This window comes from Solimonas sp. SE-A11, from assembly GCF_030345715.1.
GTDB lineage: Bacteria > Pseudomonadota > Gammaproteobacteria > Nevskiales > Nevskiaceae > Solimonas_A.
On the sequence record NZ_JAUASX010000010.1, the window covers coordinates 120224 to 145778 of the forward strand.

Consider the following 25555-nt stretch of genomic DNA (forward strand, 5'->3'; position numbering starts at 1 on the left):
CAATACTGCGCAACGGAATCAGCCCACTAGCCTACACTTAAGAGATGAAGCCCATCCGCACCAAGCTATCCGATCACTTGGAGGTCAATGGCTGGGATGTCGTGCGGATCGAGCATGAAGACCTGGACTTGTGGGCCTATGAAATCTGGGAATTGGCTTCGCGCTGGGCGCCCAAGGCGCCCTGGCCTTCCTGACCTTCCTGGCTGATCCGCAGTGGGATGGCCCACGCCCACAGAGCAGCGCCGTTTGGGCTATTGGCGCCTGCAGACGACTCCCGAAAGACCGCCACGAAGCCCAGGCAGCCGGTCTGATCTACAGCAGCGCCTCGAAGGCCGACTTCGAATCCCTGCTAGACGCCCTGGAACAACTCAGGCGCCCCCGGTAGCGGCCGGCAGCCGCAGCTGCTCCACCATGCTGCGGGCAATCTCGCGCTCGCCCATGACGATGAAGCTGGCGCCGCGCTTGCGCAGGTAGTCGACCTCGGCGTCGGAATGCGCGCGGGCGAAGATCGGCAGCTCGGGCTGCACGCTGCGCGCCTGCTGGATCACCTGCCCGGCCTCGAAGGCATTGGGCACGGCCAGGATCAGGGTGCGCGCCTTGGTCAGCTGGGCCGACTTGAGGGTGTTGGGCTGGGCAGCATTGCCGACCAGCACGGGGATGCCCAGCTCACGCAGACGCTGCACCCGCTCGTCGTTCTCCTCGATCACCAGGAAGGACTGCCCCTGTGCCTGCAGCGTCTCGGCTACGGCGCTGCCGACGCGGCCGTAGCCCACCAGCACGACGTGGTCGGAGATGACCGGCGTGAAGGCACCGACGGCCCGCACCTGGCCCCAACGGCGTTCAAGCCGGTCGGAGATGATGAAGAAGAACGGGTTGGCGATGATCGAGAAGATCGCCGCGGCCAGGATCACGTCGCGCGCGGGCTCGGTCAGCAGCCCCAGGTCCACGCCCAGCGTCGCCAGGATGAAGGAGAACTCGCCGATCTGCGCCAGGCTGGCGGCAATGGTCAGGGCGGTGCCGCGGGGATACTTGAAGGCCAGCACGATCACCATGGCGGCGATGGACTTGCCCAGTACGATGATCAGGAAGGCCGCCAGCACCAGCCAGGGCTGCTCGACCAGAATCTCCGGGTTGAACAGCATGCCCACGGAGACGAAGAACAACACGGCGAAGGCGTCGCGCAGGGGCAGCGTCTCTTCCGCCGCCTCGGAGCTGAGCTCGGACTCGCTCAGCACCATGCCGGCGAAGAACGCACCCAGTGCGAAGGACACGCCGAACAACTGCGCCGAGCCGAAGGCGACGCCCAGCGCCACGGCCAGGACCGCCAGGCGGAACAACTCCTTGGAACCGGTACGTGCAATGACATGCAGCACCGCCGGGATCAGGCGGCGACCGACGATCAGCATGAAGGCGACGAAGCCGGCAACCTTGGCCAGGGTCAGCAGGATGGCGCCGAGCACGCTGGTCTCGCCGCCGCTGGGCGAAGGCTCGGCCTTGCCGCCCAGAACGCCGGCGAGCACCGGCAGCAGCACCAGGGCCATGACCATGGCCAGGTCCTCGACGATCAGCCAGCCGACGGCAATGCGCCCGCGCGTGGTCTCGATCTGCCTTCGTTCTTCCAGGGCACGCAGCAGAACCACGGTACTGGCGACCGACAGCGCCAGGCCGAAGACGAAGCCCTGACCCAGCGGCCAGTCGACGGCCCAGGCCAGCGCGATACCCAGCACCGTGGCCACCGCCATCTGGACGATGGCGCCGGGAATGGCGATACGTTTCACCGCCATCAGGTCGTCCAGCGAGAAATGCAGGCCAACGCCGAACATCAGCAGGATCACGCCGATCTCGGCCAGCTCGGTGGCCAGACCAGGATCGGCGACGAAACCAGGGGTGAAAGGACCGACGACAATGCCGGCGAGCAGGTAACCGGCCAGGGGTGGCAGGCGCAGGCGGTTGGCCACAGCACCGAACACAAAGGCCAGTACCAGACCCATGACGATAGTGGCGATCAGGGGTGTATGGTGCGGCACAGCATGGGTCCCTTTTAGTTCGTGGGACCCGGAGCGTGTCCCCGGGCCCGCTGGATTCGTCGGCGCCCCCGTGGACCCCGCCCCTGCTCCTTCTGATCGCAAAACCAGCGCCAAGTTCGGCGCCGGTCTCACATGTCCTGCTTACTCGGTGTCGGGCGCCGCTTCGCCAGCGGCATCCGAAGCGACATCGGGCGCGTCGGGGGCGGGGGCGCCGTCGGTGCCATCCGGCAGCGCCGCGGCCACGGACTCGTCGTCCTCGGCGACGTAACGGTCCACGCCGACCAGGCGGTCACCGTCCACCGGGCGCATGATGCGCACGCCCTGGGTGTTGCGGCCGGCGATGCGGACCTCGGAGGCCCGGGTGCGGATCAGGTTGCCGGATTCGGAAATCAGCATCAGCTCGTGGCGATCGTCCACCGTCACGGCGCCGATCAGGCGGCCGGTCTTGTCGGTCAGCGCCTGGCCGATCACGCCCTGGCCGCCGCGACCGCGCTTGGGGAACTGGTCGATTGGGGTGCGCTTGCCGAAGCCGAACTCGGAGACCGTCAGGATGTCGCCGGTCTCGGGCACGATCAGCGCGATCACGCGCGCACCCTCGCCGCTGTCGGCGGCATCGTCCACGGCCTCGTCGGCCTCGGACACCGGGGTGGACTCCTCGCCCTCGTCCTCGGAGCCGGCGAAGGCCTTGAGCAGGCGCATGCCGCGCACGCCGGTGGCACCGCGGCCCATGGAGCGCACGTCACCTTCGTTGAAGCGGATGGCGCGGCCGGAGTCGGAGATCAGGATGATGTCGTCATGGCCGGAGGTCAGCGCCACGCCGACCAGTTCGTCGTCCACGCGCAGGTCCACGGCGATCAGGCCGTTGCTGCGCACGTTGGCGAAGGCCGAAAGCGGGGTCTTTTTGACCGTGCCGCGGCGCGTGACCATGAAGATGTAGCGACCCTCGCCCTCGGGCTGCTCGTTGTCCGCCACCACGTTGCCGAAGGACTCCACCGGCAGCACGGCGTTGATCTTCTCGCCGGCCTCCAGTGGCAGCAGGTTGTTGAAGGGCTTGCCGCGCGAACCACGCGAACCGGAAGGCAGCTCGAACACGCGCAGCTTGTAGCACTTGCCGGCGCTGGAGAAGCACAGCAGCGTGTCATGCGAGTGCGCCACCCACAGGCGATCGACGAAATCCTCTTCCTTGGTCGCGGTGGCCATCTTGCCGCGGCCGCCGCGGCGCTGGGCCTGGTACTCGTCCATGGCCATGGCCTTGACGTAGCCCTCGTGCGAGAGCGTCACCACCATGTCCTGCGGGGCGATGAGGTCTTCGTGCGCGATGTTCAGTGCGGCGCTGGTGATCTCGGTGCGGCGCTCGTCGCCGTAGGCTTCCTTGATCTCCAGCAGTTCGCTGCGGATCACCGACAGCAGGCGCGTCTCGGAGCCGAGGATGTCGAGGTAGTCCAGGATCGATTCCAGCAGTTCGCGGAATTCCTCGTGGATCTTGTCCTGCTCCAGGCCGGTGAGGCGGTGCAGGCGCAGGTCCAGGATCGCCTGGGCCTGGGCCTCGGACAGGCGGTAGCCGCCGTCGACGATGCCGAACTCGGCGGCCAGGCCGTCCGGCCGCGAGGCATCGGCGCTGGCGCGCTCCAGCATCGCCGTGACCGGGCCGGGATTCCAGCTGCGGCCCATCAGCCCGGCCTTGGCTTCCGCCGGCGAGGGGCTGCGCTTGATCAGGTCGATGATGTCGTCGATGTTGGCCAGCGCAACCGACAGGCCCTCCAACACATGGGCACGCTCGCGCGCCTTGCGCAGCAGGTAGCGGGTGCGGCGGGTGACCACTTCGCGGCGGTGGCGCACGAAGATTTCCAGCAGCGACTTGAGCGACAGCAGCTTGGGCTGGCCACCGTCCAGCGCCACCATGTTCAGGCTGAACACGATCTGCAGCTGGGTCTGCTGGAACAGGTTGTTGAGCACCACCTCGGCGTTCTCGCCGCGGCGCAGCTCGATCACCATGCGCGTGCCGTCCTTGTCGGACTCGTCGCGCAGCTCGGTGATGCCCTCGATCTTCTTTTCCTTGACCAGCTCGGCGATGCGCTCCAGCAGGCGTGCCTTGTTGACCTGGTAGGGCAGCTCGGTGGTGACGATGGCCTGCTTGTCGTTGCCGATGTCCTCGAAGTGCGTGCGGGCTCGGATCACGATGCGGCCACGGCCGGTGGCGTAGGCGTCGGCCAGGCCGTGCGCATCCAGGATCAGGCCGTGCGTCGGGAAGTCCGGCGCCGGGATGTGCTGCATCAGCTCGCGCAACTCGATCTCGGGATTGTCGATCAGCGCAACGCAGCCGTCGATCACCTCGGAGAGGTTGTGCGGCGGGATGTTGGTGGCCATGCCCACGGCGATACCGGAGCTGCCGTTGACCAGCAGGTTCGGGAACTTGGTCGGCAGGACCGTCGGCTCGCTTTCGGAGCCGTCGTAGTTCGGCTGGAAATCGACGGTTTCCTTGTCGATGTCGGCCAGCAGCTCATGCGCGATGCGCGTCATGCGGATTTCGGTGTAGCGCATCGCCGCGGGCGCGTCGCCGTCCACCGATCCGAAGTTGCCCTGTCCGTCCACCAGCAGGTAGCGCAGCGAGAACGGCTGCGCCATGCGCACGATGGTGTCGTAGATCGCGCTGTCGCCGTGCGGGTGGTACTTACCCATCACGTCACCGACGATACGCGCCGACTTCTTGAAGGGCTTGTTGTAGTCGTTGTGCTGCTCGTGCATCGCGTACAGCGAGCGGCGATGCACCGGCTTGAGGCCGTCGCGGGCATCTGGCAGTGCTCGGCCCACGATCACGCTCATGGCGTAATCGAGGTAACTCCGGCGCATCTCGTCTTCCAGATTTACCGACAGAACTTCTTTAGCAAAATCAGTCATATGCGAGCCTGCGTCCGCCTTGCGCGGAGCCGCGATTTATGTCTAGGAATTTGTCGATAGATTCTAACATAAACCGGGGGCCGGATGGGCCTCCGGGCAGGGGCGGCCCGCCCCCTGCCCGGCACCCGGAAAACTGCACAAATCCGCGTCTAGCGACGGCGGCGCAGGGCCAGCCCGAACAGCGCCGCCAGCATGCCCAGCAGGGCCCCGGCGCTCAGCACGGCATCGCGCCAGGCCTTGCCCAGGAAATCCAGCAACTGCCATTTGTGCAGGCTGGAAAACGTCCACTGCTCGGCCACGTCCAGCGCACCGACCCGCGCCGCCACCTGGCCGAACGCGGTATCGACAAAGGCCAGCCCCTGGGGCTGCTCCACGCGCCAGACCGGCAGCCGCTTGTTGGCAAAGCCGTACTCCGGCGAGAAGCCGGCCTGCCGCGTGGCGGAACTGACCGGCGGCGTGCTGGCCAGCCACTGGGCCAGTTCCGCGTCGCCGCCCGCCAGGCGCTCGCCGCTGCGGGCGTCGTACAGCGCCAGGCTCTGCGGCCCGAAGCGGGCCCGCCACACCGCCCTGTCCTCGGCCAGCGGCAGCAGGGTCAGGGCGCGAGCGCCCTCCAGCTCCGCCGGCCAGGCCAGCGGCCCCTGCACCGTCGGGCTGATGCTCGCGGGCACCGGCTGCAGCAACGGTGACAGCCGCAGCAGGTGGAACAGGCCACTGACCGAGAACATCAGCACCGGCACCCAGGCTGCCCAGGCCAGCAGCCGGTGGCGCCGGCGCATGGCAGGCGCGCCGGGGCGCGCCCGCCGGCCCAGCAGCATCCCGATGCCCAGCATGGCCATGGCCAGCACGCTGCCGACCGCCGCCAGGATCAGGCCCAGCCGCAGGCCTTCGACACCCTCTAGGAAGTCCAGGGTATGGACGGTCTGGAACAGCGTGAGCAACACGCGCTTGCGCCGGTCGGTCAGCGAGGCCAGGCGGTCCTCGCCGGTATGGACGTAGGCGGTCAACCCTCGCTCGTCGGCGAACTCCACGCGCCAGACCGGTAGCAGCCGGTTCACCGCCGGGTACTCGCGGTCGTACTGCGTGATGTGCCGCACCTCGCTGAGCGACGCCGACTGCAGGCCGGTGTAGTGCCGCGCCAGTTGCACGGCACGCACCCGGTCGGCCTCCGGCACGGGCTCGCCGGTGTCGGCATCGACGTAGCGCAGATGCTGCCGGTCTGGCGAAGCGATTTGCCACAGGCTCTGCCCGCCCTGCGACAGCAGGCGGACGATACCGGCCGGCTCGGCCTCCAGCAGCGCCGATGGCGCCTGTGCAGGCAGCGCCAGCGGCTCTCCGGGCGGCGGCGCGAAGGCCGCCGCCCGGGGATTGGTCCAGGACATCAGCGGGTGCAGCAGGCCCGACGCGGCCCACAGCAGCAACGCGACGCCGGCCAGCAGCGACAGCCGCCGGTGCCAGCGGGAAACCGCGGCGAGCATCAGTAGGCCCAGCGCAGGCCGCCGTACACCGCCCGGCCTTCGCCCGGGTAGAAGATGTTGCGGTTGGCGGCGGTGCTGTAGTCGGTGGTGGCGGAGACGCTGCTGATGTAGCGCTCATCCGACAGGTTGCGGCCTTCGATGAACAGGCTCAGGCCGTGCGGCAGGTCCACGCCGCCGCCCAGGTTCCAGGTGGTGTAGCCCGGAGTCCGCTGGGTGTTGGCATAATCCACCGTCAGGCCCGAGGGCGAGCGCTCGATGCCGGCTTCCACGTGGAAACCTGCCGGATGGTCATAGCGCAGCTCCGCGAGGTAGTAGTGGCGCGGCTGGCCGGCCAGGCGGTTGTCGCCATAGGTTGCGTCGCCGTCGAAACGGAAGTCCGCGTAGTTGTAGACCTGCTGCAGCTTCAGCGAGTCGCCGGGGCGCGCGACATCCTTCAGCAGCTTGTAGGCCAGGCCGGCCTCGACGCCCTGATGGATGGTCTTGTCGGCGTTGAACTGGATGGAGGTCGTCGGCGAGCAGGCCCGCTGCAGCACCTCGTCACGGATCTCGGCGCGGTAGACCGAGACGTCCCAGGCCCAGCGGCCCTGCGTGCCACGCGTGCCTAGCTCCGCGGTCCAGGCCTTCTGCGCGTCCAGGTCAGCGAAGCCGTTCATCCCGGTGCCAGCACAGGTGCCGACGGCGGAGTTCTGGTTCAGGTCCGAGAAAATCGGCGGCTCGTAGCTGCGGCTGACGTTGGCGAACAGCTGCGCGTGCTCGGCCAGCGCATACAGCAGGCCCAGCTTCGGGTTGATGCCCTTGTACTCGCGATCGGCCGATTCCGCGGGGTTGACCTTGTCAGTGTAGTCCCGCTCCGCCAGAACGCCCTGCAGGCCGCCGACCAGCGCGAGCTCCGGCGTCAGCCACAGGCGATTCTCGGCATACAGGTTGTACTCCGTGGCGTCCTCGTCGCCGTTGGCGCCTGCCGCACCGCGCTGGCCGCCGACATTGGTGAAGGTCTTCGCATCGTTGCGCCCGGCTCCGATACGACTGCCCAGGGTCACCTCGTTGCGGCGACCCAGCAGCGTGCCCTCACCCGCCCATTGCGCGAAGGCGCCGAAGAAATCGCCGTCGTGGTCCACCACGATGCCAGAGATCGGATGGAACAGCTTCTTGTGCAGGTAGTAACCGCCAAGCTCGAGTTGGCCGCCAGCCAACGGCAGGCTGGTGCGGTTGGTCAGGCGCAAGGAGTCGATGTTGCGGCCGGTGTCGAAGGTGTTGGCGGTGGGCAGCACGCTGCGCGGATCGTTCAGCGCGGCGTCGTAGCCGATGGTGCCGGGGATTTCCTGGTTGATGTCGTTGACGTTCAGGTAGAAGCGCGTCTCGGCGTTCTCGCCCAGGCGGTAGCCGACGTTGCCGTTGAAGCGGCGGTTGTCGGTATTGCTCTGGTCGCGGAAGCCGTCGGACTGGCTGGCGGTGGCGCCGGCATAGAAGTCCCAGCGGTCGTAGGCACGCGCCACGCCCAGGTGCTCGCGGAAGCTGCCGAAACTGCCGCCTTCCAGGCGCAGCAGGTTGGCCTGCGCGGCAGTGCGGCCGGTGGGCGTCGCCACGTTGATGGCACCGCCCAGGGCGGAACTGCCGTAGCGCAGGCCGTTGCCGCCCTTGTAGACCTCGACGTAGCGCAGGTTCAGCGGATCCACTTCCTGGAAGTCGCCGAAGCCGTCCGGCAGGTTCACCGGCACGCCGTCCTGCAGCAGCAGGATGCCGCGCAGGTGGTTGCTGCGGCTCAGACCCGAGCCGCGGATGGAAATGCGGACTTCCTCGGCGAAGCGGGTCTGGGCGAACACGCCCGGGGTGTCGCGCAGCATGTCGCGCAGGTTGACGGCATAGCGGTCCTGGAATTCCTCGCTGGAGACCAGGTCGACGCCGCCCGGCGTCTTCTCGATGCGGTCATGCGCCTGGCGGACGGACTCCGCGGTGGGAGAGCCGGCGACCTCGCCGGTGACGGTCACCGGCTCGAGCACGACGGTGCCCGGCTCGGAGACTTCGTGGGCGGAAACAGCCAGCGGCAACAGCAGGGCCAGCGCGGCCAGCGGCCGGGCTTGCGGATGAAGCAGGGACATCTTGATCACTCCTGGAACACGGCCGCGGGCGGCCGCACAAGTCGGGGTCCGCGGCGCCGGGCGCTCGCGGGAGCAAGGGCGACTTCAGGAGTGGGAGGGCGGACCACGCGCGGAGATTCCGCGCTCGCGCCAGGGGACGACCGCCGGCTGTGGCCGGGTAGAGACGGGGATGGGCGCGGCCGACAGGTCCAGCTGGGCCGAGGCAGGGCCCGTGGCCACCGCCATGCCCAGCGCCAGGCCGAAGGCACAGTGCTCGCCGCCTGCATGCTGGCCACCGCCGGTAATGGCGTCGCCGGCCTGCCACAGTGTCTTGGGGCCTTGTGGCGTACACAGCACAATGCCGACGCCGCCGGCACCGAATTGCGGCATGAACCCTGGCGCCACCAGGCCGCGGGCGAACAGCGCCGCGAGCAGCAGCCACGGCAGCACGACACTGCGCGAGGCGCGCAGGTGATGCAGGCTGGGGGCGGTGTCGATGCTCATGATCCGGGAATTGTAGGGCAGAAAACCGGCGCTGCGAGGGGCTGGGACAATTATTCCTAGCTTATGCAGCGCCGTTTCCCTCTCCCGCTTGCGGCAGAGGGAACAGCATTCCTTAGGACAACAGCTTCCGGATCGCCTCTTCGCTCACCGGGCTGATCACGCCGCGCTCGCAGACGATGGCGTCGATCAGGTCGGCCGGGGTAACGTCGAACACCGGGTTGAAGGCGTCGTAGCCCAGCGGGGCTACCGGCTCGCCGCGGAACTCGGTGAGCTCGCGCGGGGTGCGCTCCTCGATGGGGATGGCCTGGCCGCTGGGGCAGGACAGGTCGAAGGTGCCGCTGGGGGCGGCGACCATGAACTTCACGCCGTGGCGCCTGGCGGCCACGGCCAGGGCGTAGGTGCCGATCTTGTTGGCGGTGTCGCCGTTGGCGGCGATGCGATCGGCGCCGACGATGACCCAGTCGATCTTCTCGCGCGTCATCAGGTGGGCCACGGCACCGTCGGCCACCAGCTTGGCGGGGATGCCTTCCTCGTGCAGTTCCCAGGCGGTCAGGCGCGCGCCCTGCAGCCAGGGGCGCGTCTCGGTGTTGTAGACCTGGGCCAGGTGGCCGGCGCTCCAGGCGCTGCGGATCACGCCCAGGGCGGTGCCGTGGCCGCCAGTGGCCAGGGCGCCGGTGTTGCAGTGGGTCACCACCTTGGCGCCCTGCCCCAGCAACTCGGCCCCGTAGGCACCGATCTTGAGGTTCTGGGCCAGGTCTTCCTCGTGGATGGCGATGGCTTCCGCCAGCAGGGAGTCGGCGTCGGGCCGGCGGCGCCAGACCTCGCGCAGGCGCTCCAGCGCCCAGCGCAGGTTCACCGCGGTGGGACGCGAGTCGGCCAGCACGCGGAAGGCGTGGTCGAAGGTCTGCGGATCGCGGCGCACGGCCAGCACCAGGCCGTAGGCCGCGGCGATGCCGATGGCCGGCGCGCCGCGCACAGCCATGCCGTGGATGGCGCTGGCCACGTCCTCGGCACTCTGGCAGTCCAGATAGGATAATTCGTGCGGCAGCACGCGCTGGTCCAGCAGGCGCAGGACGGGGTCGGCCCAGACGATGGGAAGTACGGCACCGGACATCGGAAGGCTCCGCGGGCAAGGTAGAATGGGGGGCGATTCTACCCCCTTCCCATTGCGAGTCCGCTATGCAGACAGCCGACCTGCTGGTCTTTCCCCGCTGGCTGGTGACCGTCGAACCCGCCGGCACGGTGCTGGAGCATCATGCCCTGGTGGTGCGCGACGGCCGCATCGCCCAGATCCTGCCGGCCGCCGAGGCCCGCGCAATCCAGGCGGCCGAGGTCCTGGAGTTGCCGGCTCACGCCGTCATGCCGGGCCTGGTCAACATCCACACGCATTCGGCCATGACGCTGCTGCGCGGCATCGCCGACGATCTGCCGCTGATGGACTGGCTGCAGAACCATATCTGGCCGGCCGAAGGCGCGCATGCCAACCGGCAGTTCTGCGTGGACGGCCTGCGGCTGGCGTGCTGCGAGATGATCCGCGGCGGCACCACCAGCTTCAACGACATGTATTTCTTCCCGGACGCCAGCGCGCAGGTGGCGGCGGAGTCCGGCATGCGGGCCAGCATCGGCCTGATCATGATCGACTTCCCCAGCGCCTGGGCCAGCGGCCCGGACGAGTACCTGCACAAGGGCCTGGAAGTGCATGACTCAGTGCGCGGCAACCCGCTGCTGCGAACGGTGTTCGCGCCGCATGCGCCCTACACCGTGTCCGACAAGCCGCTGCTGGAGGTGCGCAAGTACGCCACCGAGCTGGGCAACGGCATCCACATGCACGTGCACGAGACGGCCGGCGAAGTGGAGATGGCACTGCAGGCCGGCGGCAAGCGCCCCTGGCAGCGTCTCAAGGAACTGGAGCTGTTGGGGCCGGACTTCATCGCCGTTCACATGACCCAGCTCACCGATCAGGAGATCGCCGAGGCCGCCGAGTTCGGCGTGCACGTGGCGCACTGCCCGGAGTCCAACCTCAAGCTGGCCAGCGGCTTCGCGCCGGTGGGCAAGTTGCTGGCGGCGGGCGTCAACGTGGCGCTCGGTACCGACGGCGCCGCCAGCAACAACGACCTTGACCTGCTGGGTGAGCTGCGCACCGCGGCGCTGCTGGCCAAGGCCGTGTCCGGCGACGCGCGCACCCTGCCCGCGGCGCAGGCCCTGCACATGGCGACGCTGGGCGGCGCCCGCGCGCTGGGCATGGATGCCGTCACCGGCTCGCTGGTGCCGGGCAAGTCCGCCGACTTCATCGCGGTGGACCTGTCGGCCGCGGCGACGCAGCCGGTCTACAACGTGCAGTCGCAGCTGGCCTATGCCGCCGGCCGCGACCAGGTCACCCATAGTTACGTCGCCGGCCGCGCCCTGATGCGCGAGCGGCAACTGCTGGCGCTGGACGAGGTCGCGATCCTCGCCCGCGCGCAGGAGTGGCGACAGAAGATCAAGCCCTGAAAGCCCAGGCAGGCCATCCGCGAATGAACGCAAATCAACGCAAATGGAAGAGAATCTTCCTTTGCCCCATTGGCGTTCATTCGCGTTCATTTGCGGATTGAAGAAATCATGAATACCAACGTCGATAAACGCGAGATCGCCAACTTCGACCGCCTGGCATCGCGCTGGTGGGACCCGCGTGGCGAGATGGGCGCACTGCATCACATCAATCCGCCGCGGCTGCGCTACATCGAGGCTTGCGCCGGCGGCCTCAAGGGCAAGCGCGCGCTGGACGTGGGCTGCGGCGGCGGACTGCTGACCGAGGGCCTGGCCAAGGCCGGCGCCGAGACCCTGGGCATCGACATGGCCGAGGAGGCGCTGGAAGTGGCGCGCCTGCATGGCCTGGAGTCCGGCGTGAAAGCGGAATACCGCCACATCCCGGCCGAGGAGCTGGCGCGCGAGATGCCGGGCAGCTTCGACCTGGTCTGCTGCATGGAGATGCTGGAGCACGTGCCTTCGCCGGAGTCGGTGATCGCCGCCTGCGCGCGCCTGGCCAAGCCCGGCGGCACGCTGGTGTTCTCCACCATCAACCGCAACCCGAAGTCCTTCGCCCTCGCCATCGTCGGCGCGGAGTACCTGCTGAACCTGGTGCCGCGTGGCACGCACGACTACGCCAAGTTCATCCGCCCCTCGGAGCTCGATGCCTGGGCGCGCGCGGCGGGCCTTCAGACTCGCGAGATCAAGGGCATGCGCTACAACCCGCTGCTCAAGACCGCGACGATGGGCAACGACATCGACGTGAACTACTTCATGTATTGCGTGAAGCCGGGAATCGTTTAAAGCAACCCTGCCATGTCTTCTACGATTCCCGGGCCCGTCAGGGCCATCCTGTTCGACCTCGACGGCACGCTCGTCGACACGGCACCCGATCTCGGCCACGCCGCCAACTTCGTCCGCGGCTCGCTGGGCCTGGCGCCGCTGCCGCTGGCGGACTACCGCCCGGTGGCCTCGGCCGGCGCCCGCGGCCTGCTGGGCAAGGCGCTGGGTATCCCGGCCGACCACTCGGACTTCCCGAAGCACCGGGATGCCTTCCTCGAGTACTACCGTGCCAACCTGAGCCACGAGTCTTGCCTGTTCCCGGAGATGGATGAGGCGCTGCGCGAAATGGAGCGCCGGGGCGTGCTCTGGGGCGTGGTGACCAACAAGCCGGCCTGGCTGACCCGGCCGCTGATGGCCGAGCTGTGCCTGGACACCCGCTCCGCCGTGACGATCAGCGCCGACGAGGTGCCCAGGCCCAAGCCGGCACCGGATTCGATCCACAAGGCCTGCGAGATCCTGGGCCTGGCGCCGGCCGACTGCGTGTACGTCGGCGACGACCGGCGCGACATCGACGCCGGCCGGGCGGCCGGCATGCGGACGATCGCCGCCGATTGGGGTTATCTTGGCGAAGGTGGCCCTATCCAGGGCTGGGGGGCGGACGCGATCCTGCAGACGCCGGGAGAACTGATTCGCTGGCTATGAACACGGCGCAGAACCGACCGCTGGGACAGGACAAGCGCCTCGAGGGCCTGAACGCCGCCGCTGGCCTGCTGCGCAGCCGGACCAACCGCTACGCCTGGTACGGCCTGGGGATCGCCCTGCTGGCCATCGTTGCGGCCACGCTGCTGGCGGCCCGCGCCGCCTACGGCGACATCGGCTGGGACAAGCTGCTGCAGGTTCACGGCAGCAATCCTGCCCTGTGGCTGCTCGACGCGATGCCGCTGATCTTCCTGGTCTGGGGCCAGTACATCGGCAACGTGCTGTCCTACCAGGCCGGTGCCCTGCTGCTGGACGAGACCGCGGCGCTGCGCGAGCAGACCACGATCCTGCAGCACGAGCTGGAACGCTCGCCGGTGGAAGGCCACACCCTGGGCCTGCCCAACCGCCACTCCTTCATCAGCCTGATCGGCCGCGCCCTGACGCGGCGCCGCGTCCACGGGCTGCCGGTGGCGGTGATGACGCTGGCCAGCGAGCAGTACCACGAGACGGAGCAGTCGCAGGGACGCGATGCCTCCTATGCACTGATCAACCAGCTCACCGAACGCCTCAAGAGCGTGCTGGGCGAGAACGACGTGCTGGCGCATTTCGGCCACGACGACTTCGGCATCCTGCTGCCGCAGGTGAGCGACGAGGCCGAGGCACGGCGCTTCGCCAGCCGCCTGCAGTTCGCCCTGGACACACCGGTGACGCTGGGACGCCAGAGCCTGGGCCTGCGCGTGAGCGTGGGCATCGCGCTGGCGCCGGAGCACGGCGATGATGCGGAGACGCTGATCCGCCACGCCGAGATCGCCAAGTACGCCGCCGCCGGCGACCAGCGCGACTACCGGGTCTACGAACCCGACCTGGACGATGCCCGCAGCGCCCGCCCGCGCCGCATCGCCGAGCTGCATGCCGCGCTCTACAACGATGGCTTGGCCGACGACTACATGCTGCAGCAGCCGCTGCAGGCAGAGCTGCCGCCGCGCCTGCGCCTGGTGCCCTACTGGACCCACCCGCGCCAGGGCCGGTTGGAGGAGGCCGAGTTCCTCAACCTGCCGGACCGCTTGAGCCTGGTGCATTCGCTGACGCTGTGGCAGTTCCGCGAGGGCCTGGCACGGCTGGCGCAGTGGCGCGGCATGGGGCGGCCCGGCCTGGGCCTGGTGGTGCGGATTCCCGATGCGGCACTGCGCCAGCTGGCACTGGCTGACATGGTGACGCGCCTGCTCGGCTCGCACGACCTGCCGCCCTCGGCGCTGACGCTGGAGGTGACCGAGGCGGCCCTGATCGACGGCGGCACCCATGCGCGCAGCCAGCTGGCGAGCTTGCGCGGGGCCGGCGTGGGCTTCTGCGTCACCGGCGCCGGCCAGCCGGGCAGCTCCGCCATGACCTCGCTGTATTTCCCGGTGAACGAGGTGCGCCTGTCGCCGCTGCCGCTGCAGCGCGCACTGACCGAAGCACCGATGCGCGAGGCCTTCGACGCGCTGCTGAGCGTGCTGCGGCACCTGCGCCAGGGCATTACGCTGGGCAACCTCGACAACGCTGAGATGCTGGCGCTGGCCAGGACCCGCGAGGTCGCCTACCTGGAAGGCCAGGCCGTGCGCGCGCGTATGCGCCCCGAGGATGTCGAGCGCTGGCTCGGCGAGGCCTGATCCTCTTCTTCTCTTCTTATCTCCCACAACGATTCTTCGATGCTGCCTGAAAACTACCAGCCCGCCGCGGGCCTGCTGAAAGACCGCGTCATCCTCGTCACCGGCGCGGGCGAAGGCCTGGGCAAGGCCGCCGCCCTGGCGTTTGCGCGCCACGGCGCCACCGTGGTGCTGCTGGGCCGCACGGTGAAGAAGCTGGAAGCGACCTACGACGCGATCGAGAAGGCCGGCGGCCCGGCCCCGGCGATCTACCCGATGAACCTCGGCGGCGCCAACTGGAACGACCACGGCGAGCTCGCCAACACGCTGGGCCGCGAGTTCGGCCGGCTCGACGGGGTGCTGCACTGCGCCGCCCACTTCAAGGCCTTTGCGCGCCTGCAGGACGTGGAACCGCGCGAGTGGATCGAGAACCTGCAGGTGAACCTCACGGCCGCCTTCGCCATCACCAGCCAGTGCCTGCCGCTGCTGGAGAAAAGCCCGGACGCCTCGGTGGTGTTCTGCAGCGACCGCGCCGGACGCGAAGCCCGTCCCTTCCACGCCGCGTATGGCGTGGCCAAGGCGGGCCTGGAGAACCTGTCGCGCGTCTGGGCGCTGGAGACGGCGGACCGCCCGCAGCTGCGCTTCAACACCTACTGCCCACCGCCGCTGCGCACCGGCCTGCGCCAGAAGGGCTACCCGGGCGAGGTGCTGGACAGCCTGCCCCTGCCCGACAGCGTGACTCCGCAGCTGCTGTGGCTGATGGGGCCGGATAGTCGCGGGCAGAGCGGCAAGACGTTCTAGAGAAACGGGAGTTTTATCGCGGGAGCGGCTTCAGCCTCGATCTTTTGAAAGATCGCGGCTGAAGCCGCCCCACGTGAAACGTGAATCAGCGTGCGCGCCTCTTCACGGCGCCGGTCTTGCGGCCACCGTCGGCGGGGCCGCGCGATGACGGCCCCTTGGACACCGGACCGCGCGGCCTGGGTCCCTGCGATGAGGGCTGGGCTGCCCAGGAATGCTTCTTCTTGTTGTCCAGCCGCGACAGCTTCTTGGCCCGGAACGGCACCTCGGAATCCTCGTCCGCGCGCTCGCGGCGCTCCGAGCGGCCTGCCTTGGCAGGCGTGGGCAGTTCCAGCTGCACGCAGTCGAACAGCCGGCGCAACTCATCCGGGGTGGCCTCGCGGTAGCTGCCGCTGCGGATGCCGCGGCCCAGTTCGACCGGGCCATAGCTGATGCGGATCAGGCGGCTCACCTGCAGGTCCTGCGACTCGAACAGGCGGCGCACCTCGCGGTTGCGGCCCTCGCGCAGCATCACCTCGTACCACTGGTTGGCACGCTGGCCGTCTTCATTCAGGCCCGGGGCGATCGAGTCGAAGCGGGCATCGCCGTCTTCCAGCTTCACGCCCTTGCGCAGGGCCGAGAGCTTCTCGTCGGTCATCTCGCCGAGCACGCGCACGGCATAGCGCCGCGGCACCTCGAAGCTGGGGTGCGTCAGACGCCGCGCCAGCTCGCCGTGGTTGGTCAGCAGCAGCAGGCCGGAGGTGTTGATGTCGAGGCGACCGACGGCGATCCAGCGGCCGTTGTCGAGTTCCGGCAGGTTGCGGAAGATGGTCTTGCGGCCATCCGGATCATCACGCGTCACCATCTCTCCGGTGCGCTTCTTGAACAGCAGCACCTGCGGTGCCTCGGCCTTCGCCGACAGGCGTACAGGCCTGCCGTCGACCATGATGCGATCCTGGGGCGACACCTGCTGGCCGACACTGGCCGGCTGGCCATTCACCTGGATGCGGCCGTCGGCGATCATCGACTCGATCTCGCGGCGCGAGGCGACGCCGGCGGTAGCCAGTGCTTTCTGGATGCGCTCGCCTGCCCCCGGCGCCGTGGGCGCGGTCTGGGGGGGCAGCTCGGAAGCATCGCGCGCCACCGGCTTCGGAGCCCGAGGCTTGGCGGACGGCGCCCTTGAATACGAGGGCTTCGGGAACGAGGGCTTCGAAGCAGGCCGTGCCGAGGACGGCCGCGAAGCCGATCGCGCCGGGGACTTCCCAGAGGTCCGGGAGTCCGATGAGCGGGACGGAGACTTCGAGAACGTCGAGGGCTTCCTCGACGACGGATTGCGCGGTGCTCTGGGAGGCTTTTTCAAGGGCGGCTCGGCTCGTCGTCGGAAGCCTCGGTGGGCGGCTCGTCACCCAGCGCGTCCGGCTCGTCGGCTTCAAGCGCCGCATCCGCGGTGGGCTCGGGCTCGATCAGTGTGTCCTCTTCGCCGGGCGCTTCCTCCACCACGCCCTCTTCGACGGAAGCTTCCGCGGGTGCGGCGTCGGCAGCGATCGCTTCCGGCTCCGCCGGGGCTTCGCCTTCTTCGTCCTCCGGCGCCGGCAGCGCGGCCGCAGCACCCGGCAAGCCTTCGCCCAGGCGCGACAGTGCGGCCTCGAGCTGCGCGGGATCCTTGATCTCAGGCAGCGACGGCAGGTCGTCCAGCGACTTGATGTTGAGGTCGTCCAGCATCTGGTGCGTAGTGCCGAACAGCGAGGGGCGGCCCGGCACTTCCTTGACGCCCACCTCGCGGATCCAGCCGCGCTCCAGCAGGGTGCGGATGATGTTGGGCGACAGCGCCACGCCGCGGATCTCTTCAACCTCGCCGCGCGTCACCGGCTGGCGGTAGCAGATGATGGCCAGCGTCTCGAGCAGCGCGCGCGACATGCGCGGCGGCTTCTCCTGCCACAGACGGCTGACCCATTCGGCGTGGGTCTTGCGCACCTGGATGCGGAAACCGCTGGCGACTTCCGACAGCTCACAGGCACGGCCTTCCAGCGACTGTGCCAGCGCGTCGAGGCCGGCGCGGACGTCCTTCTTGGACACGCCCAGGTCCGGCCCCAGCAAGCGGTGCAACTGCTCCAGCGACAGCGGCAGCTCCGAGGCCAGCAGCAAGGCCTCCAGGATATTGACCAGCTGCAGCGCGGAATCATTGACCAGCAGGGCGGACTGCTCGGGCTCGGCGACCTGGGTCTTGGCGGCGGCTTCCTGCGAGGCTTCCTGGGCCGCCGGCTCTGCGGCCTGCCCGGTGACTTCCTCGGTGACGTCTTCGGTCTTTTCTTCGTTGTTCATGCGTCTTCCCCGGCGTCGTCGGCTGCGCCGAGCGCCTCTTGTTCGTCATCGTCTTCCAGCGAGGGGCGCGGCTTGGCCGGCTCCACCATCAGCGGCGAGAACGGGCCGTCCTGCACGATGTCGAGCATCGCGGACTTGGTCAGCTCCAGGATCGCCAGGAAGCACACCACCACGCCCAGCCGCCCTTCCTCGGGGTCGACCAGCTCCTCCAGGCGCATCGGTCCGCCGCGCACCAGCGACAGGATGTGCGACATGCGCTCGCGCACCGACAGGGGCTCGCGCGAGATGTGATGGTGGGTGAACAGCTTGGCCCGGTCCATCACGTCGCGGAAGGCCATCAGCAGATCACGCAGTGTCGGCTGCGGCAGGCGCGACACCTGCGGGATGACCTCCGGACGCGCCTGGGCCATGAACAGGTCGCGGCCGACACGCGGCAGCTTCTCCAGGCTCTCGCCGGCGCTCTTGAAGCGCTCGTATTCCTGCAGGCGACGCACCAACTCCATGCGCGGATCGCCTTCTTCCTCGGCCTCGTCCGGCGGCGGGCGCGGCAGCAGCAGGCGCGACTTGATCTCGGCCAGCAGCGCGGCCATGACCAGGTACTCCGCCGCCAGCTCCAGCTTCATCTCCCGCATCAGGCTGATGTACTGCACGTACTGCTTGGTGATCTGCAGTACCGGGATGTCGAGGATGTTGAGGTTCTGACGGCGGATCAAGTACAGCAGCAAGTCCAGCGGGCCTTCGAAGGCGTCGAGAAACACCTCCAGCGCATCCGGCGGGATGTACAGGTCCTCGGGCAGCCTCTCCATGGCCTGGCCATGGATCTTGGGCATCTTCAGCGCCTCGGCCGCGGCAAACTCCGTGGCGGGGACTTCCTCGGTGGCGACGGTCTCGTTCATTCCGGGATAAATCCCAGCACGTCATGCACGCGCTGCAGCGTGGCGTCGGCCCGCTGGCTGGCGGCGTCGGCACCGGCACGCAGCACGCGACGCAGGCCGTCGATGTCCTCGCGCACGGCGGCATAGCGCTCCTGCACGGGCTTGAGGCATTCCACCACGGCTTCGGCGACCTCGGTCTTGAAGTGGCCATAGCCCTTGCCGACGTAGCGCGCCTGGATGTCGGCGAAGGACTCGCCGCGGATGGCGGAGAGGATCGACATCAGGTTGGACACGCCGGGCTTCCCGGCGATGTCATGGCGGATCTCGCTGCCCAGGTCGGTGACGGCGCGCTTGATCTTGCGGGTGATCACGTCCGGGCTGTCCAGCAGGTAGATGGCGTCGGTCTCGGCATCGCCGGACTTGCTCATCTTGGAGGTCGGCTCCTGAAGGCCCATGATGCGCGCGCCCACCGGCGGGATCATCGGCTCCGGCACGGTGAAGACCTTGCCGTAGAGGTTGTTGAAGCGCATGGCGACGTCGCGCGTCAGTTCCAGGTGCTGCTTCTGGTCGTCACCCACCGGCACCTGTTGCGCCTGGTAGAGCAGGATGTCGGCCGCCATCAGCACCGGGTAGTCGAACAGGCCGGCGTTGATGTTGTCGGCGTGCTTGGCCGACTTGTCCTTGAACTGCGTCATGCGGTTGAGCTCACCCATCTGCGTGTAGCAGTTGAGGATCCAGCCCAGGCGCGCATGCGCCGGCACATGGCTCTGCACGAACAGCGTGTTCTTCTCCGGCTCCAGCCCGCAGGCGATGTACAGCGCCAGGAATTCGTAGCAGCGCTCGCGCAGGACCTTGGGATCCTGGCGCACGGTGATGGCGTGCAGGTCCACCAGCATGTAGTAGCAGTCGTAGCGCTCCGACAGCGGCACCCAGTTCTTCAGCGCGCCGAGGTAGTTGCCGAGCGTCAGGCGGCCGGAGGGCTGGATGCCGGAGAGGACGATGGGTTTGGAGGCGGTCACGGTCAGTAGAGCAAGGCAGAGTTGAGGCCCAGCAGCTTGTAGAGCAATCCTTCCGAGATTGTCAGCGGCCAGTACATGATTTTCGAGAGCAGGCCGGTGGCGAGCAAGCCGATCACGATCAGCAGCCCATAGGGTTCCAGCTTGGCGTAGCGATACGCCAAGGGCAGCGGCAGCAGGCCCGCCAGCACGCGGCCGCCATCCAGCGGCGGCAGGGGCAGCAGGTTCAGCACCATCAGCACCAGGTTGACGACGATGCCGGCCACCGCCATGTAGCGCAGGCCCAGCCATAGGCCTTCGGTGGCATTCATGGCCAGAGCCAGCTTCAGCAGCAGGCCCCAGCCGACGGCCATGGCCAGGTTGGCCAGCGGGCCGGCCGCGGCCACCAGGGCCATGTCGCGGCGCGGATTGCGCAGGCGACGGTAGTCCACCGGCACCGGCTTGGCCCAGCCGAACAGGAAGCCGCCGCCCATGAGCTTGCTCAGCAACAGCAGGACCACCGGCACCACCAGGGTCCCTACAGGATCCACGTGCTTGATGGGGTTGAGGCTCAGGCGGCCGAGCATGGCCGCCGTAGGATCGCCCAGGCGCCGCGCGGCGTAGCCGTGGGCTACTTCGTGCAGCGTGATCGCGAAAAGGACCGGGAGGGCCCAGATGGCGATGGTCTGGACCAGGCTGAATTCGACAGGCATCACCGGATTATACGGGAAGCAAGTCTATGAACCTGAATTCACAGCCCCAGGCGGGAGACGTCGCCCTTGCCCTGGCGCATCAGCTGGACCCCGCCCCCGGTCAGGTCCAGCACGGTGGTCGGCTCGGTGCCGCAGTTGCCGGCATCCAGCACCAGGTCCACCTCGCGGGCCAGGCGCTGGCGCACCTCCTGGGGGTCGCTGACCGGGCCGTCCGCATCCGGGAATTGCAAAGTGCAGGAGATCAGCGGCTCGCCCAGGGTTTCCAGCAGGGCCTGGGCCACCGCGTGTTCCGGCACCCGGATACCCACGGTCTTGCGCTTCTCGTGCGCGATGCGCTTCGGAAGCTCCTTGGTGGCGTCCAGGATGAACGTGTAAGGCCCGGGGGTCAGCGACTTGAGCAGGCGGAACTGCTGGTTGTCGACGCGGGCGTAGGTGGCGATCTCGGACAGGTCGCGGCATACCAGGGTGAACTGGTGGTGGCGGTCGAAGTCGCGGATGCGGCGCAGGCGCTCGGCAGCGTCGCGGTCGTCCAGGTGGCAGCCCAGGGCATAGCAGGAGTCCGTGGGCCAGGCGATCACCGCGCCTTCGCGCAGGCGCTGGGCCGCGAGCGCCAGCAGGCGCTTCTGCGGATTCTGGGGATGGACCTCGAGCCATTGCGCGGACATCGCAACATTCTACCGGGCTACAATGCCCACATGAAATTCCTGCTCGACTCCCTGCCCGCGCTGGTGTTCCTCGGCGCCTACTTCCTCTACGACATCTATGCCGCGACGATCGCCCTGATCGTGTCGCTGTTCGGGCTCGTGATCTTCTACTGGTTCGCGGAGAAGAAGCTGCACAAGGCGCACTTCATCACCGCCTTGGTGGCGCTGGCGCTGGGCGGCCTGACGATCTACCTGCACAACGACACCTTCATCCAGTACAAGCCGACGCTGGTCTACGGCATCTTCGCCCTGGCGCTGGCCGGCAGCCACGTGATCGGCGACAAGGTGCTGCTGCAGCGCATGGGCGAGAAGTCCGTGCCGCTGCCCGAGCCGGTGTGGCGCAAGGTCAACATCGCCTGGGTGGTCTACTTCGCCTTCAGTGCCGTGCTCAACATCTGGGTGGCGAAGAACTTCAGCTACGACACCTGGATGCTGTTCAAATTCCCGGGCACGCTGATCCTGATGTTCGTCTTCATGGTGGCGCATGCGCCCTTCCTGGGCCGCTACCTGCAGGAAGCCCAGCAGGACCAAAGCCGGGAGCAGAACTGATGCTCTACGCGATCTGGGGCGTGGACGCGCCCGACAGCCTCGCCGGCCGCCAGGCCACCCGCCCCGCCCATGTCGAGCGCCTCAAGCTGCTGCTGGCCGAAGGCCGCCTGGTGCTGGCCGGCCCGCGCCCGAAGGCCGATGCCGCGGACGCCCCGCAGGCCGGCTTCCACGGCAGCCTGATCGTGGCCGAGTTCCCGAGCCTGGAGGCCGCACAGGCCTGGGCCGAGGCGGACCCCTACCTCGCCGCCGGCGTCTACGTGCGCGTCGAGGTCACGCCCTTCATCCAGGCGCTGCCGTGAGCCGCATCGAGCGCATCCGCGAATGCCTGGCCGGCGCCTTCGCGCCGACCGAGCTGGTGGTGGAAGACGAAAGCCACCTGCACGCCGGCCATGCTGGGGCGGCCACCGGACGCGGTCACTTCCGCGTGAAGATCGTCTCAGCGGCCTTTGCGGGCAACAGCCCCGTGGCGCGGCACCGGCAGGTCTACGCGGCGCTGGGCGAGATGATGCAGACCGACATCCATGCGCTGGCGATCAGCGCGCGGACGCCTGCGGAATCAACTTCCGCTGCCTGAGGTCGCTTCGGTTCCATCTGCCGCCGGCCGCGGCGAGATCGCCCCTTCAGGCAAGGAGCGGATGTGGACATCCTGCTGCGGGAACGGCATCTCGATGCCGGCCTTGGCGAAGGCTGCGACGATGGCGAAGCGCAGGTCGCTGGCCACTCCGCCCTTGGCGTCGCTGTCGACGATCGGGGCGGACAGCTCGAAGTCTAGCGAGCTGGCGCCGAAGTTAGTGAACAGCACCGCGCCCTCACCCCGGATCGCCGGATGCTTGGCGGCCACTTCCTTCAGCACCTTGCGGACCAACTCCGGATCGCTGCCGTAGGCAACGCCGACGTTCAGCACCACGCGGCCCATGCGCGTGCGCAGGCTGCGGTTGCGCACCGGGTTCGACAGCAGGTTGGAGTTGGGCATGATGATGGTCTCGCGGTCACCGGTCTCGATCTCGGTGGCGCGGATGCGCATCTTGCGCACGATGCCTTCACTGCCGCTGACGTTGATGAAGTCACCGGTGCGGATCGGGCGCTCGAACAGCAGGATCAGGCCGGACACAAAATTGCTGACGATGTTCTGCAGGCCAAAGCCGATGCCCACCGACAGCGCACCGGCGACGATGGCGAGCTTGCTGAGGTCCAGGCCGGCATAGGACAGCCCGACCAGCACGGCGATGATGAAGGTGATGTAGCCAAACAGCGTGGCCACGGTATCGCGGGTGCTCGGCTCCACGCCGGCGCGCACCAGCCAGTCACGCTCCAGCTTGCGGCGCAGCCAGCGGGTGAAGGTGAACAGTGCCAGGAACATCAGCACGCCCGCCAGCAGCTTGCCGATGACGATGCGCACGCCGCCGAGCATGAAGCCCTTGGAGAACAACGTCTTCAGCAACTCTTCGCTCTCGTCGTGCCAGCCCCAGGCGTGCATCAGCAGGTAGGCGACGAACTGCCACAGGAAGAAGTGCATCGTCAGGAGCAGCCAGCGGATCTCCTGAAACTTCTTGTCGGCCGGCACGCCCAGGCGGGCGCGCAGGCGCTGCTGCCAGGGGTGGCGCCCATCGTTGAGTCCGCGGGCCAGCACGTGCATCACGATGACCAGCAGTGCCGCCGCACCCAGGATGACGATCGTCGAGGTCCAGGGCTGTGCCGCCAGTGCGCGAAGCAGGCGGGCGGTATCCAGTTCCATCAAGGGCTTTCTCCAGTGAGCATGCCTTGCAGGGCCGCGTAGTCCAGCACGGTGACGCCCAGCTTCTCGGCCTTGGCCAGCTTGGAGCCGGCCGCCTCTCCGGCCAGCAGGAAGTCAGTCTTGGCGGAGACCGAACCGCTGACCTTGCCTCCGGCCGCCTCGATCTGCGCCGCGGCCTCGTCACGGCCCACCGGCAAGGTGCCGGTGATGACGAAGGTCTTGCCGGTCAGCGGGCCGCCGGCCGCGGCGGCGCGCGGGGCATCGACACCCATCAGGCCGAAGCCAAGGAACTGGGCCTCCAGGCCCAGCAGGTGCTGGCGCCGGTCCGCGTCGGCGAAATGCCCCTGCACCGCGGCGGCGGTCCTCTCGTCCAGCAGCGAACTCAGCGCGCCGGTGTCGTCGATGCGCGCCAGCAGGCCGGCCACACTGTCCAGGCCGGAGGTCAGCTTGTCCGCCTTCACCGGACCCAGGCCCTTGACCTGCTGCTGCGCCAGCAGCAGGCCCAGCGAGCAGCGGTCCGCGATCTCGGCAGAAACCGGGTGCTCGCCGGTGATGCTTACCTGCGCCAGCAGCGCGTCCACTGCCTCGGCGTTGTGCGGATCTGCGAAGAAGGAGCGGATTTCCTCGGCGGCGGCGGCACCGACGCCCTCCACCAGCGTCAGCACTTCAGGCAGCGCCTCGCGGATGCGCGCGAAGCTGCCCAGGTGCTTGGCCAGGTCCTTGGCCGTGGTCTCGCCCACCGACGGAATGCCCAGCGCGTAGACCAGGCGCGGCAGTGCCAGTTCGCGGCGTGCCGCGATGGCCTCGATCATCTTGGCCGGCGCCACCTCGGCGGACTTGTACAGCACGGCGATGTCGGAGGCCTGCAGCGTGAACAGGTCGGCCGGCGTGCGCAGGCGCTCGCGGTCCACCAACTCGGAGATCAGCGCCTCGCCGATGCCGTCCACGTCCGCGGCCTTGCGCGAGACGAAATGCTGTAGCGCCTGCTTGAGCTGCGCCTTGCAGACCAGGCGGCCGATGCAGCGGTAGGCTACGCCCTCGGGATCGCGCCGCACCTCTGAGCCGCAGACCGGGCACGCGGCTGGCATCAGCACCGGGCGCACGTCGGCCGGGCGCAGGGCCAGCACCACTTCCTTGACCTCGGGAATCACGTCGCCGGCGCGGCGCACGATCACGGTGTCGCCGATGTGCACGTCCTTGCGCGCCACCTCGTCCATGTTGTGCAGCGTGGCGTTGGAGACGTTGGCGCCACCGACGAAAACCGTGCGCAGGCGCGCGGTGGGCGTCAGCACGCCGGTGCGGCCGACCTGGAAGTCGACGTTCTCCAGCAGGGTCTGCGCTTCTTCGGCCGGATACTTGTGCGCCACGGCCCAACGCGGAGCACGCGAGACGAAACCCAGTTCCTCGCGGCCGGCGAGATCATCCAGCTTGTAGACCACGCCGTCGATGTCGAAGGGCAACGAGGCACGCTGCTCGCCGACCTCGCGGTAGTAGCCCATGCAGCCCGCGGCGCCCTCGACGCGACGGACCAGGTCCGACACCGGGAAACCCCACTCACGCAGCTGCTGCAGCATGTCCATGTGCGTACGCACGGCCGGCGGCTGGCCCTGGGCCACGCTGTAGGCGTAGAACGCCAGCGGACGCCGGGCGGTGATGGTGGAATCGAGCTGGCGCAGGCTGCCGGCGGCGGCGTTACGCGGATTGACGTAGAGCTTCTCCCCCGCCGCCGCGGCTTCCTCGTTCATGCGACGGAAGCCTTCGTGCGGCAGGTAGACCTCGCCGCGCACTTCCACCGTGCCGCGGCTGTCGCCGCGCAGGCGCAGCGGGATGCGCTTGATGGTGCGCAGGTTGTCGCTGATGTCCTCGCCGGTCTCGCCGTCGCCGCGGGTGGCACCGCGGACGAACACACCGTCCTCGTAGACCAGGCTCACGGCCAGGCCATCGAGCTTGGGCTCGGCGTCATAAGCGACCTGCGGCCGGCCCAGGCCCTCGCGTACGCGGCGGTCGAAGTCGCCCAGTTCCTCTTCGGTGAAACAGTTGTTGAGCGACAGCATCGGTACGCGGTGGCGTACCTGGGAGAAGGCACTGCTGGGGGCACCGCCGACGCGCTGCGTCGGCGAGTCCGGAGTGCGCAGCTCGGGGTGCGCCGCCTCCAGCTCCTGCAATTCGCGGAACAGACCGTCGTACTCGGCGTCCGTGATGCTCGGCTCGTCGAGGACGTAGTAGCGGTGGTTATGGTCCTGCAGCTGCTGCCGCAGTGCGGCGGCGCGCTGGAGCGGTCCTTCGCTCAC

General features: G+C 68.5%; 23 protein-coding genes. 9 read left to right on the forward strand and 14 right to left on the reverse strand.

The annotated features are described in order from the left end of the window. Positions 1 to 44: 44 nt before the first annotated feature. Complete coding sequence (locus QT386_RS12995) at positions 45 to 194, forward strand: hypothetical protein (protein WP_289274199.1); 150 nt, start codon at positions 45 to 47, stop codon at positions 192 to 194. 174 nt (positions 195 to 368) lie between these two features. Here the strand turns inward: QT386_RS12995 and ybaL are convergent, their stop codons facing one another. The 6 genes from ybaL to mtnA form a co-directional block, all read right to left on the reverse strand. Beyond that, entirely contained in the window at positions 369 to 2027 is a 1659-nt protein-coding gene (gene ybaL, locus QT386_RS13000; protein ID WP_289274200.1) for a YbaL family putative K(+) efflux transporter, read from the reverse strand. Positions 2028 to 2168: 141 nt separating this feature from the next. After that, positions 2169 to 4925: a DNA gyrase subunit A gene (gene gyrA / locus QT386_RS13005; protein ID WP_289274201.1), complete on the reverse strand. Its 2757-nt coding sequence runs from the start codon at positions 4923 to 4925 to the stop codon at positions 2169 to 2171. Between the two features lie 149 nt (positions 4926 to 5074). After that, entirely contained in the window at positions 5075 to 6400 is a 1326-nt protein-coding gene (locus QT386_RS13010) for a PepSY domain-containing protein (protein ID WP_289274202.1), read from the reverse strand. Continuing rightward, a complete protein-coding gene (locus QT386_RS13015) occupies positions 6400 to 8499 on the reverse strand; it encodes a TonB-dependent receptor (RefSeq protein WP_289274203.1) in 2100 nt (699 codons plus the stop codon). Before QT386_RS13015 ends, QT386_RS13010 begins: the two co-directional genes overlap by 1 nt. 84 nt (positions 8500 to 8583) lie before the next feature. After that, on the reverse strand, positions 8584 to 8982 hold the full coding sequence (locus QT386_RS13020) for a hypothetical protein (protein ID WP_289274204.1): 399 nt from the start codon (positions 8980 to 8982) through the stop codon (positions 8584 to 8586). A gap of 112 nt (positions 8983 to 9094) precedes the next feature. Then, positions 9095 to 10096 (reverse strand): S-methyl-5-thioribose-1-phosphate isomerase, encoded by a 1002-nt coding sequence (gene mtnA / locus QT386_RS13025; RefSeq protein ID WP_289274205.1) that lies wholly within the window; start codon positions 10094 to 10096, stop codon positions 9095 to 9097. 65 nt (positions 10097 to 10161) lie between these two features. Here mtnA and QT386_RS13030 point away from each other — a divergent pair, with 65 nt between their 5' ends. The 5 genes from QT386_RS13030 (at position 10162) to QT386_RS13050 (ending at position 15395) form a co-directional block, all read left to right on the forward strand. After that, the gene (locus QT386_RS13030) at positions 10162 to 11472 is read left to right on the forward strand and encodes a TRZ/ATZ family hydrolase (protein WP_289274206.1); all 1311 of its coding nucleotides are present in this window, start codon (positions 10162 to 10164) and stop codon (positions 11470 to 11472) included. A gap of 108 nt (positions 11473 to 11580) precedes the next feature. Continuing rightward, entirely contained in the window at positions 11581 to 12291 is a 711-nt protein-coding gene (gene ubiG, locus QT386_RS13035) for a bifunctional 2-polyprenyl-6-hydroxyphenol methylase/3-demethylubiquinol 3-O-methyltransferase UbiG (protein WP_289274207.1), read from the forward strand. Positions 12292 to 12303: 12 nt separating this feature from the next. Then, a complete protein-coding gene (locus QT386_RS13040; RefSeq protein WP_289274208.1) occupies positions 12304 to 12972 on the forward strand; it encodes an HAD family hydrolase in 669 nt (222 codons plus the stop codon). Next, entirely contained in the window at positions 12969 to 14618 is a 1650-nt protein-coding gene (locus tag QT386_RS13045; RefSeq protein WP_289274209.1) for a diguanylate cyclase, read from the forward strand. Before QT386_RS13040 ends, QT386_RS13045 begins: the two co-directional genes overlap by 4 nt. Before the next feature lie 39 nt (positions 14619 to 14657). After that, positions 14658 to 15395, forward strand: a complete 738-nt coding sequence (locus tag QT386_RS13050) for an SDR family NAD(P)-dependent oxidoreductase (RefSeq protein WP_289274210.1) — start codon at positions 14658 to 14660, stop codon at positions 15393 to 15395. 85 nt (positions 15396 to 15480) lie between these two features. On the opposite strand, the gene QT386_RS13055 is transcribed toward QT386_RS13050, so the two are convergent. From QT386_RS13055 to QT386_RS13080, 6 genes are all read right to left on the reverse strand, one after another. Further along, positions 15481 to 16515: a pseudouridine synthase gene (locus tag QT386_RS13055; RefSeq protein ID WP_289274211.1), complete on the reverse strand. Its 1035-nt coding sequence runs from the start codon at positions 16513 to 16515 to the stop codon at positions 15481 to 15483. 212 nt (positions 16516 to 16727) lie between these two features. Beyond that, positions 16728 to 17693, reverse strand: a complete 966-nt coding sequence (gene scpB / locus QT386_RS13060; protein WP_289274212.1) for an SMC-Scp complex subunit ScpB — start codon at positions 17691 to 17693, stop codon at positions 16728 to 16730. Beyond that, on the reverse strand, positions 17690 to 18523 hold the full coding sequence (locus QT386_RS13065) for a ScpA family protein (protein ID WP_367401439.1): 834 nt from the start codon (positions 18521 to 18523) through the stop codon (positions 17690 to 17692). Before QT386_RS13065 ends, scpB begins: the two co-directional genes overlap by 4 nt. A gap of 62 nt (positions 18524 to 18585) precedes the next feature. Next, on the reverse strand, positions 18586 to 19593 hold the full coding sequence (trpS, locus tag QT386_RS13070) for a tryptophan--tRNA ligase (protein ID WP_301334306.1): 1008 nt from the start codon (positions 19591 to 19593) through the stop codon (positions 18586 to 18588). Further along, a complete protein-coding gene (locus QT386_RS13075) occupies positions 19590 to 20276 on the reverse strand; it encodes a site-2 protease family protein (protein ID WP_289274215.1) in 687 nt (228 codons plus the stop codon). Before QT386_RS13075 ends, trpS begins: the two co-directional genes overlap by 4 nt. Positions 20277 to 20314: 38 nt before the next feature. Beyond that, positions 20315 to 20941, reverse strand: a complete 627-nt coding sequence (locus QT386_RS13080) for an L-threonylcarbamoyladenylate synthase (protein ID WP_289274216.1) — start codon at positions 20939 to 20941, stop codon at positions 20315 to 20317. 30 nt (positions 20942 to 20971) lie between these two features. Here QT386_RS13080 and QT386_RS13085 point away from each other — a divergent pair, with 30 nt between their 5' ends. Genes QT386_RS13085 through QT386_RS13095 form a run of 3 tightly spaced genes read left to right on the forward strand, consistent with a single transcriptional unit; the run spans position 20972 to position 22103 of the window. Further along, the gene (locus QT386_RS13085; protein WP_289274217.1) at positions 20972 to 21529 is read left to right on the forward strand and encodes an inner membrane-spanning protein YciB; all 558 of its coding nucleotides are present in this window, start codon (positions 20972 to 20974) and stop codon (positions 21527 to 21529) included. Next, the gene (locus tag QT386_RS13090; protein WP_289274218.1) at positions 21529 to 21828 is read left to right on the forward strand and encodes a YciI family protein; all 300 of its coding nucleotides are present in this window, start codon (positions 21529 to 21531) and stop codon (positions 21826 to 21828) included. Before QT386_RS13085 ends, QT386_RS13090 begins: the two co-directional genes overlap by 1 nt. After that, entirely contained in the window at positions 21825 to 22103 is a 279-nt protein-coding gene (locus QT386_RS13095; RefSeq protein ID WP_289274219.1) for a BolA family protein, read from the forward strand. The genes QT386_RS13090 and QT386_RS13095 overlap by 4 nt, the downstream gene beginning before the upstream one ends. Here QT386_RS13095 and QT386_RS13100 read toward each other — a convergent pair. Further along, a complete protein-coding gene (locus QT386_RS13100; RefSeq protein WP_289274220.1) occupies positions 22086 to 23264 on the reverse strand; it encodes a mechanosensitive ion channel family protein in 1179 nt (392 codons plus the stop codon). The genes QT386_RS13095 and QT386_RS13100 overlap by 18 nt on opposite strands. Further along, entirely contained in the window at positions 23264 to 25555 is a 2292-nt protein-coding gene (gene ligA, locus QT386_RS13105) for an NAD-dependent DNA ligase LigA (RefSeq protein ID WP_289274221.1), read from the reverse strand. Before ligA ends, QT386_RS13100 begins: the two co-directional genes overlap by 1 nt.

Bases quoted from the DNA above. Each gene is read 5' to 3' on its own strand.
- QT386_RS12995 (WP_289274199.1), top strand. From the start codon at position 45: ATGAAGCCCATCCGCACCAAGCTATCCGATCACTTGGAGGTCAATGGC.
- QT386_RS13075 (WP_289274215.1), bottom strand. From the start codon at position 20,276: ATGCCTGTCGAATTCAGCCTGGTCCAGACCATCGCCATCTGGGCCCTC.
- QT386_RS13050 (WP_289274210.1), top strand. From the start codon at position 14,658: ATGCTGCCTGAAAACTACCAGCCCGCCGCGGGCCTGCTGAAAGACCGC.
- QT386_RS13065 (WP_367401439.1), bottom strand. From the start codon at position 18,523: ATGCCCAAGATCCATGGCCAGGCCATGGAGAGGCTGCCCGAGGACCTG.
- QT386_RS13045 (WP_289274209.1), top strand. From the start codon at position 12,969: ATGAACACGGCGCAGAACCGACCGCTGGGACAGGACAAGCGCCTCGAG.
- QT386_RS13040 (WP_289274208.1), top strand. From the start codon at position 12,304: ATGTCTTCTACGATTCCCGGGCCCGTCAGGGCCATCCTGTTCGACCTC.
- mtnA (WP_289274205.1), bottom strand. From the start codon at position 10,096: ATGTCCGGTGCCGTACTTCCCATCGTCTGGGCCGACCCCGTCCTGCGC.
- QT386_RS13100 (WP_289274220.1), bottom strand. From the start codon at position 23,264: ATGGAACTGGATACCGCCCGCCTGCTTCGCGCACTGGCGGCACAGCCC.
- ubiG (WP_289274207.1), top strand. From the start codon at position 11,581: ATGAATACCAACGTCGATAAACGCGAGATCGCCAACTTCGACCGCCTG.
- gyrA (WP_289274201.1), bottom strand. From the start codon at position 4,925: ATGACTGATTTTGCTAAAGAAGTTCTGTCGGTAAATCTGGAAGACGAG.
- QT386_RS13080 (WP_289274216.1), bottom strand. From the start codon at position 20,941: ATGTCCGCGCAATGGCTCGAGGTCCATCCCCAGAATCCGCAGAAGCGC.
- QT386_RS13010 (WP_289274202.1), bottom strand. From the start codon at position 6,400: ATGCTCGCCGCGGTTTCCCGCTGGCACCGGCGGCTGTCGCTGCTGGCC.
- QT386_RS13090 (WP_289274218.1), top strand. From the start codon at position 21,529: ATGCTCTACGCGATCTGGGGCGTGGACGCGCCCGACAGCCTCGCCGGC.
- QT386_RS13020 (WP_289274204.1), bottom strand. From the start codon at position 8,982: ATGAGCATCGACACCGCCCCCAGCCTGCATCACCTGCGCGCCTCGCGC.
- QT386_RS13030 (WP_289274206.1), top strand. From the start codon at position 10,162: ATGCAGACAGCCGACCTGCTGGTCTTTCCCCGCTGGCTGGTGACCGTC.
- scpB (WP_289274212.1), bottom strand. From the start codon at position 17,693: ATGAACAACGAAGAAAAGACCGAAGACGTCACCGAGGAAGTCACCGGG.
- QT386_RS13015 (WP_289274203.1), bottom strand. From the start codon at position 8,499: ATGTCCCTGCTTCATCCGCAAGCCCGGCCGCTGGCCGCGCTGGCCCTG.
- QT386_RS13085 (WP_289274217.1), top strand. From the start codon at position 20,972: ATGAAATTCCTGCTCGACTCCCTGCCCGCGCTGGTGTTCCTCGGCGCC.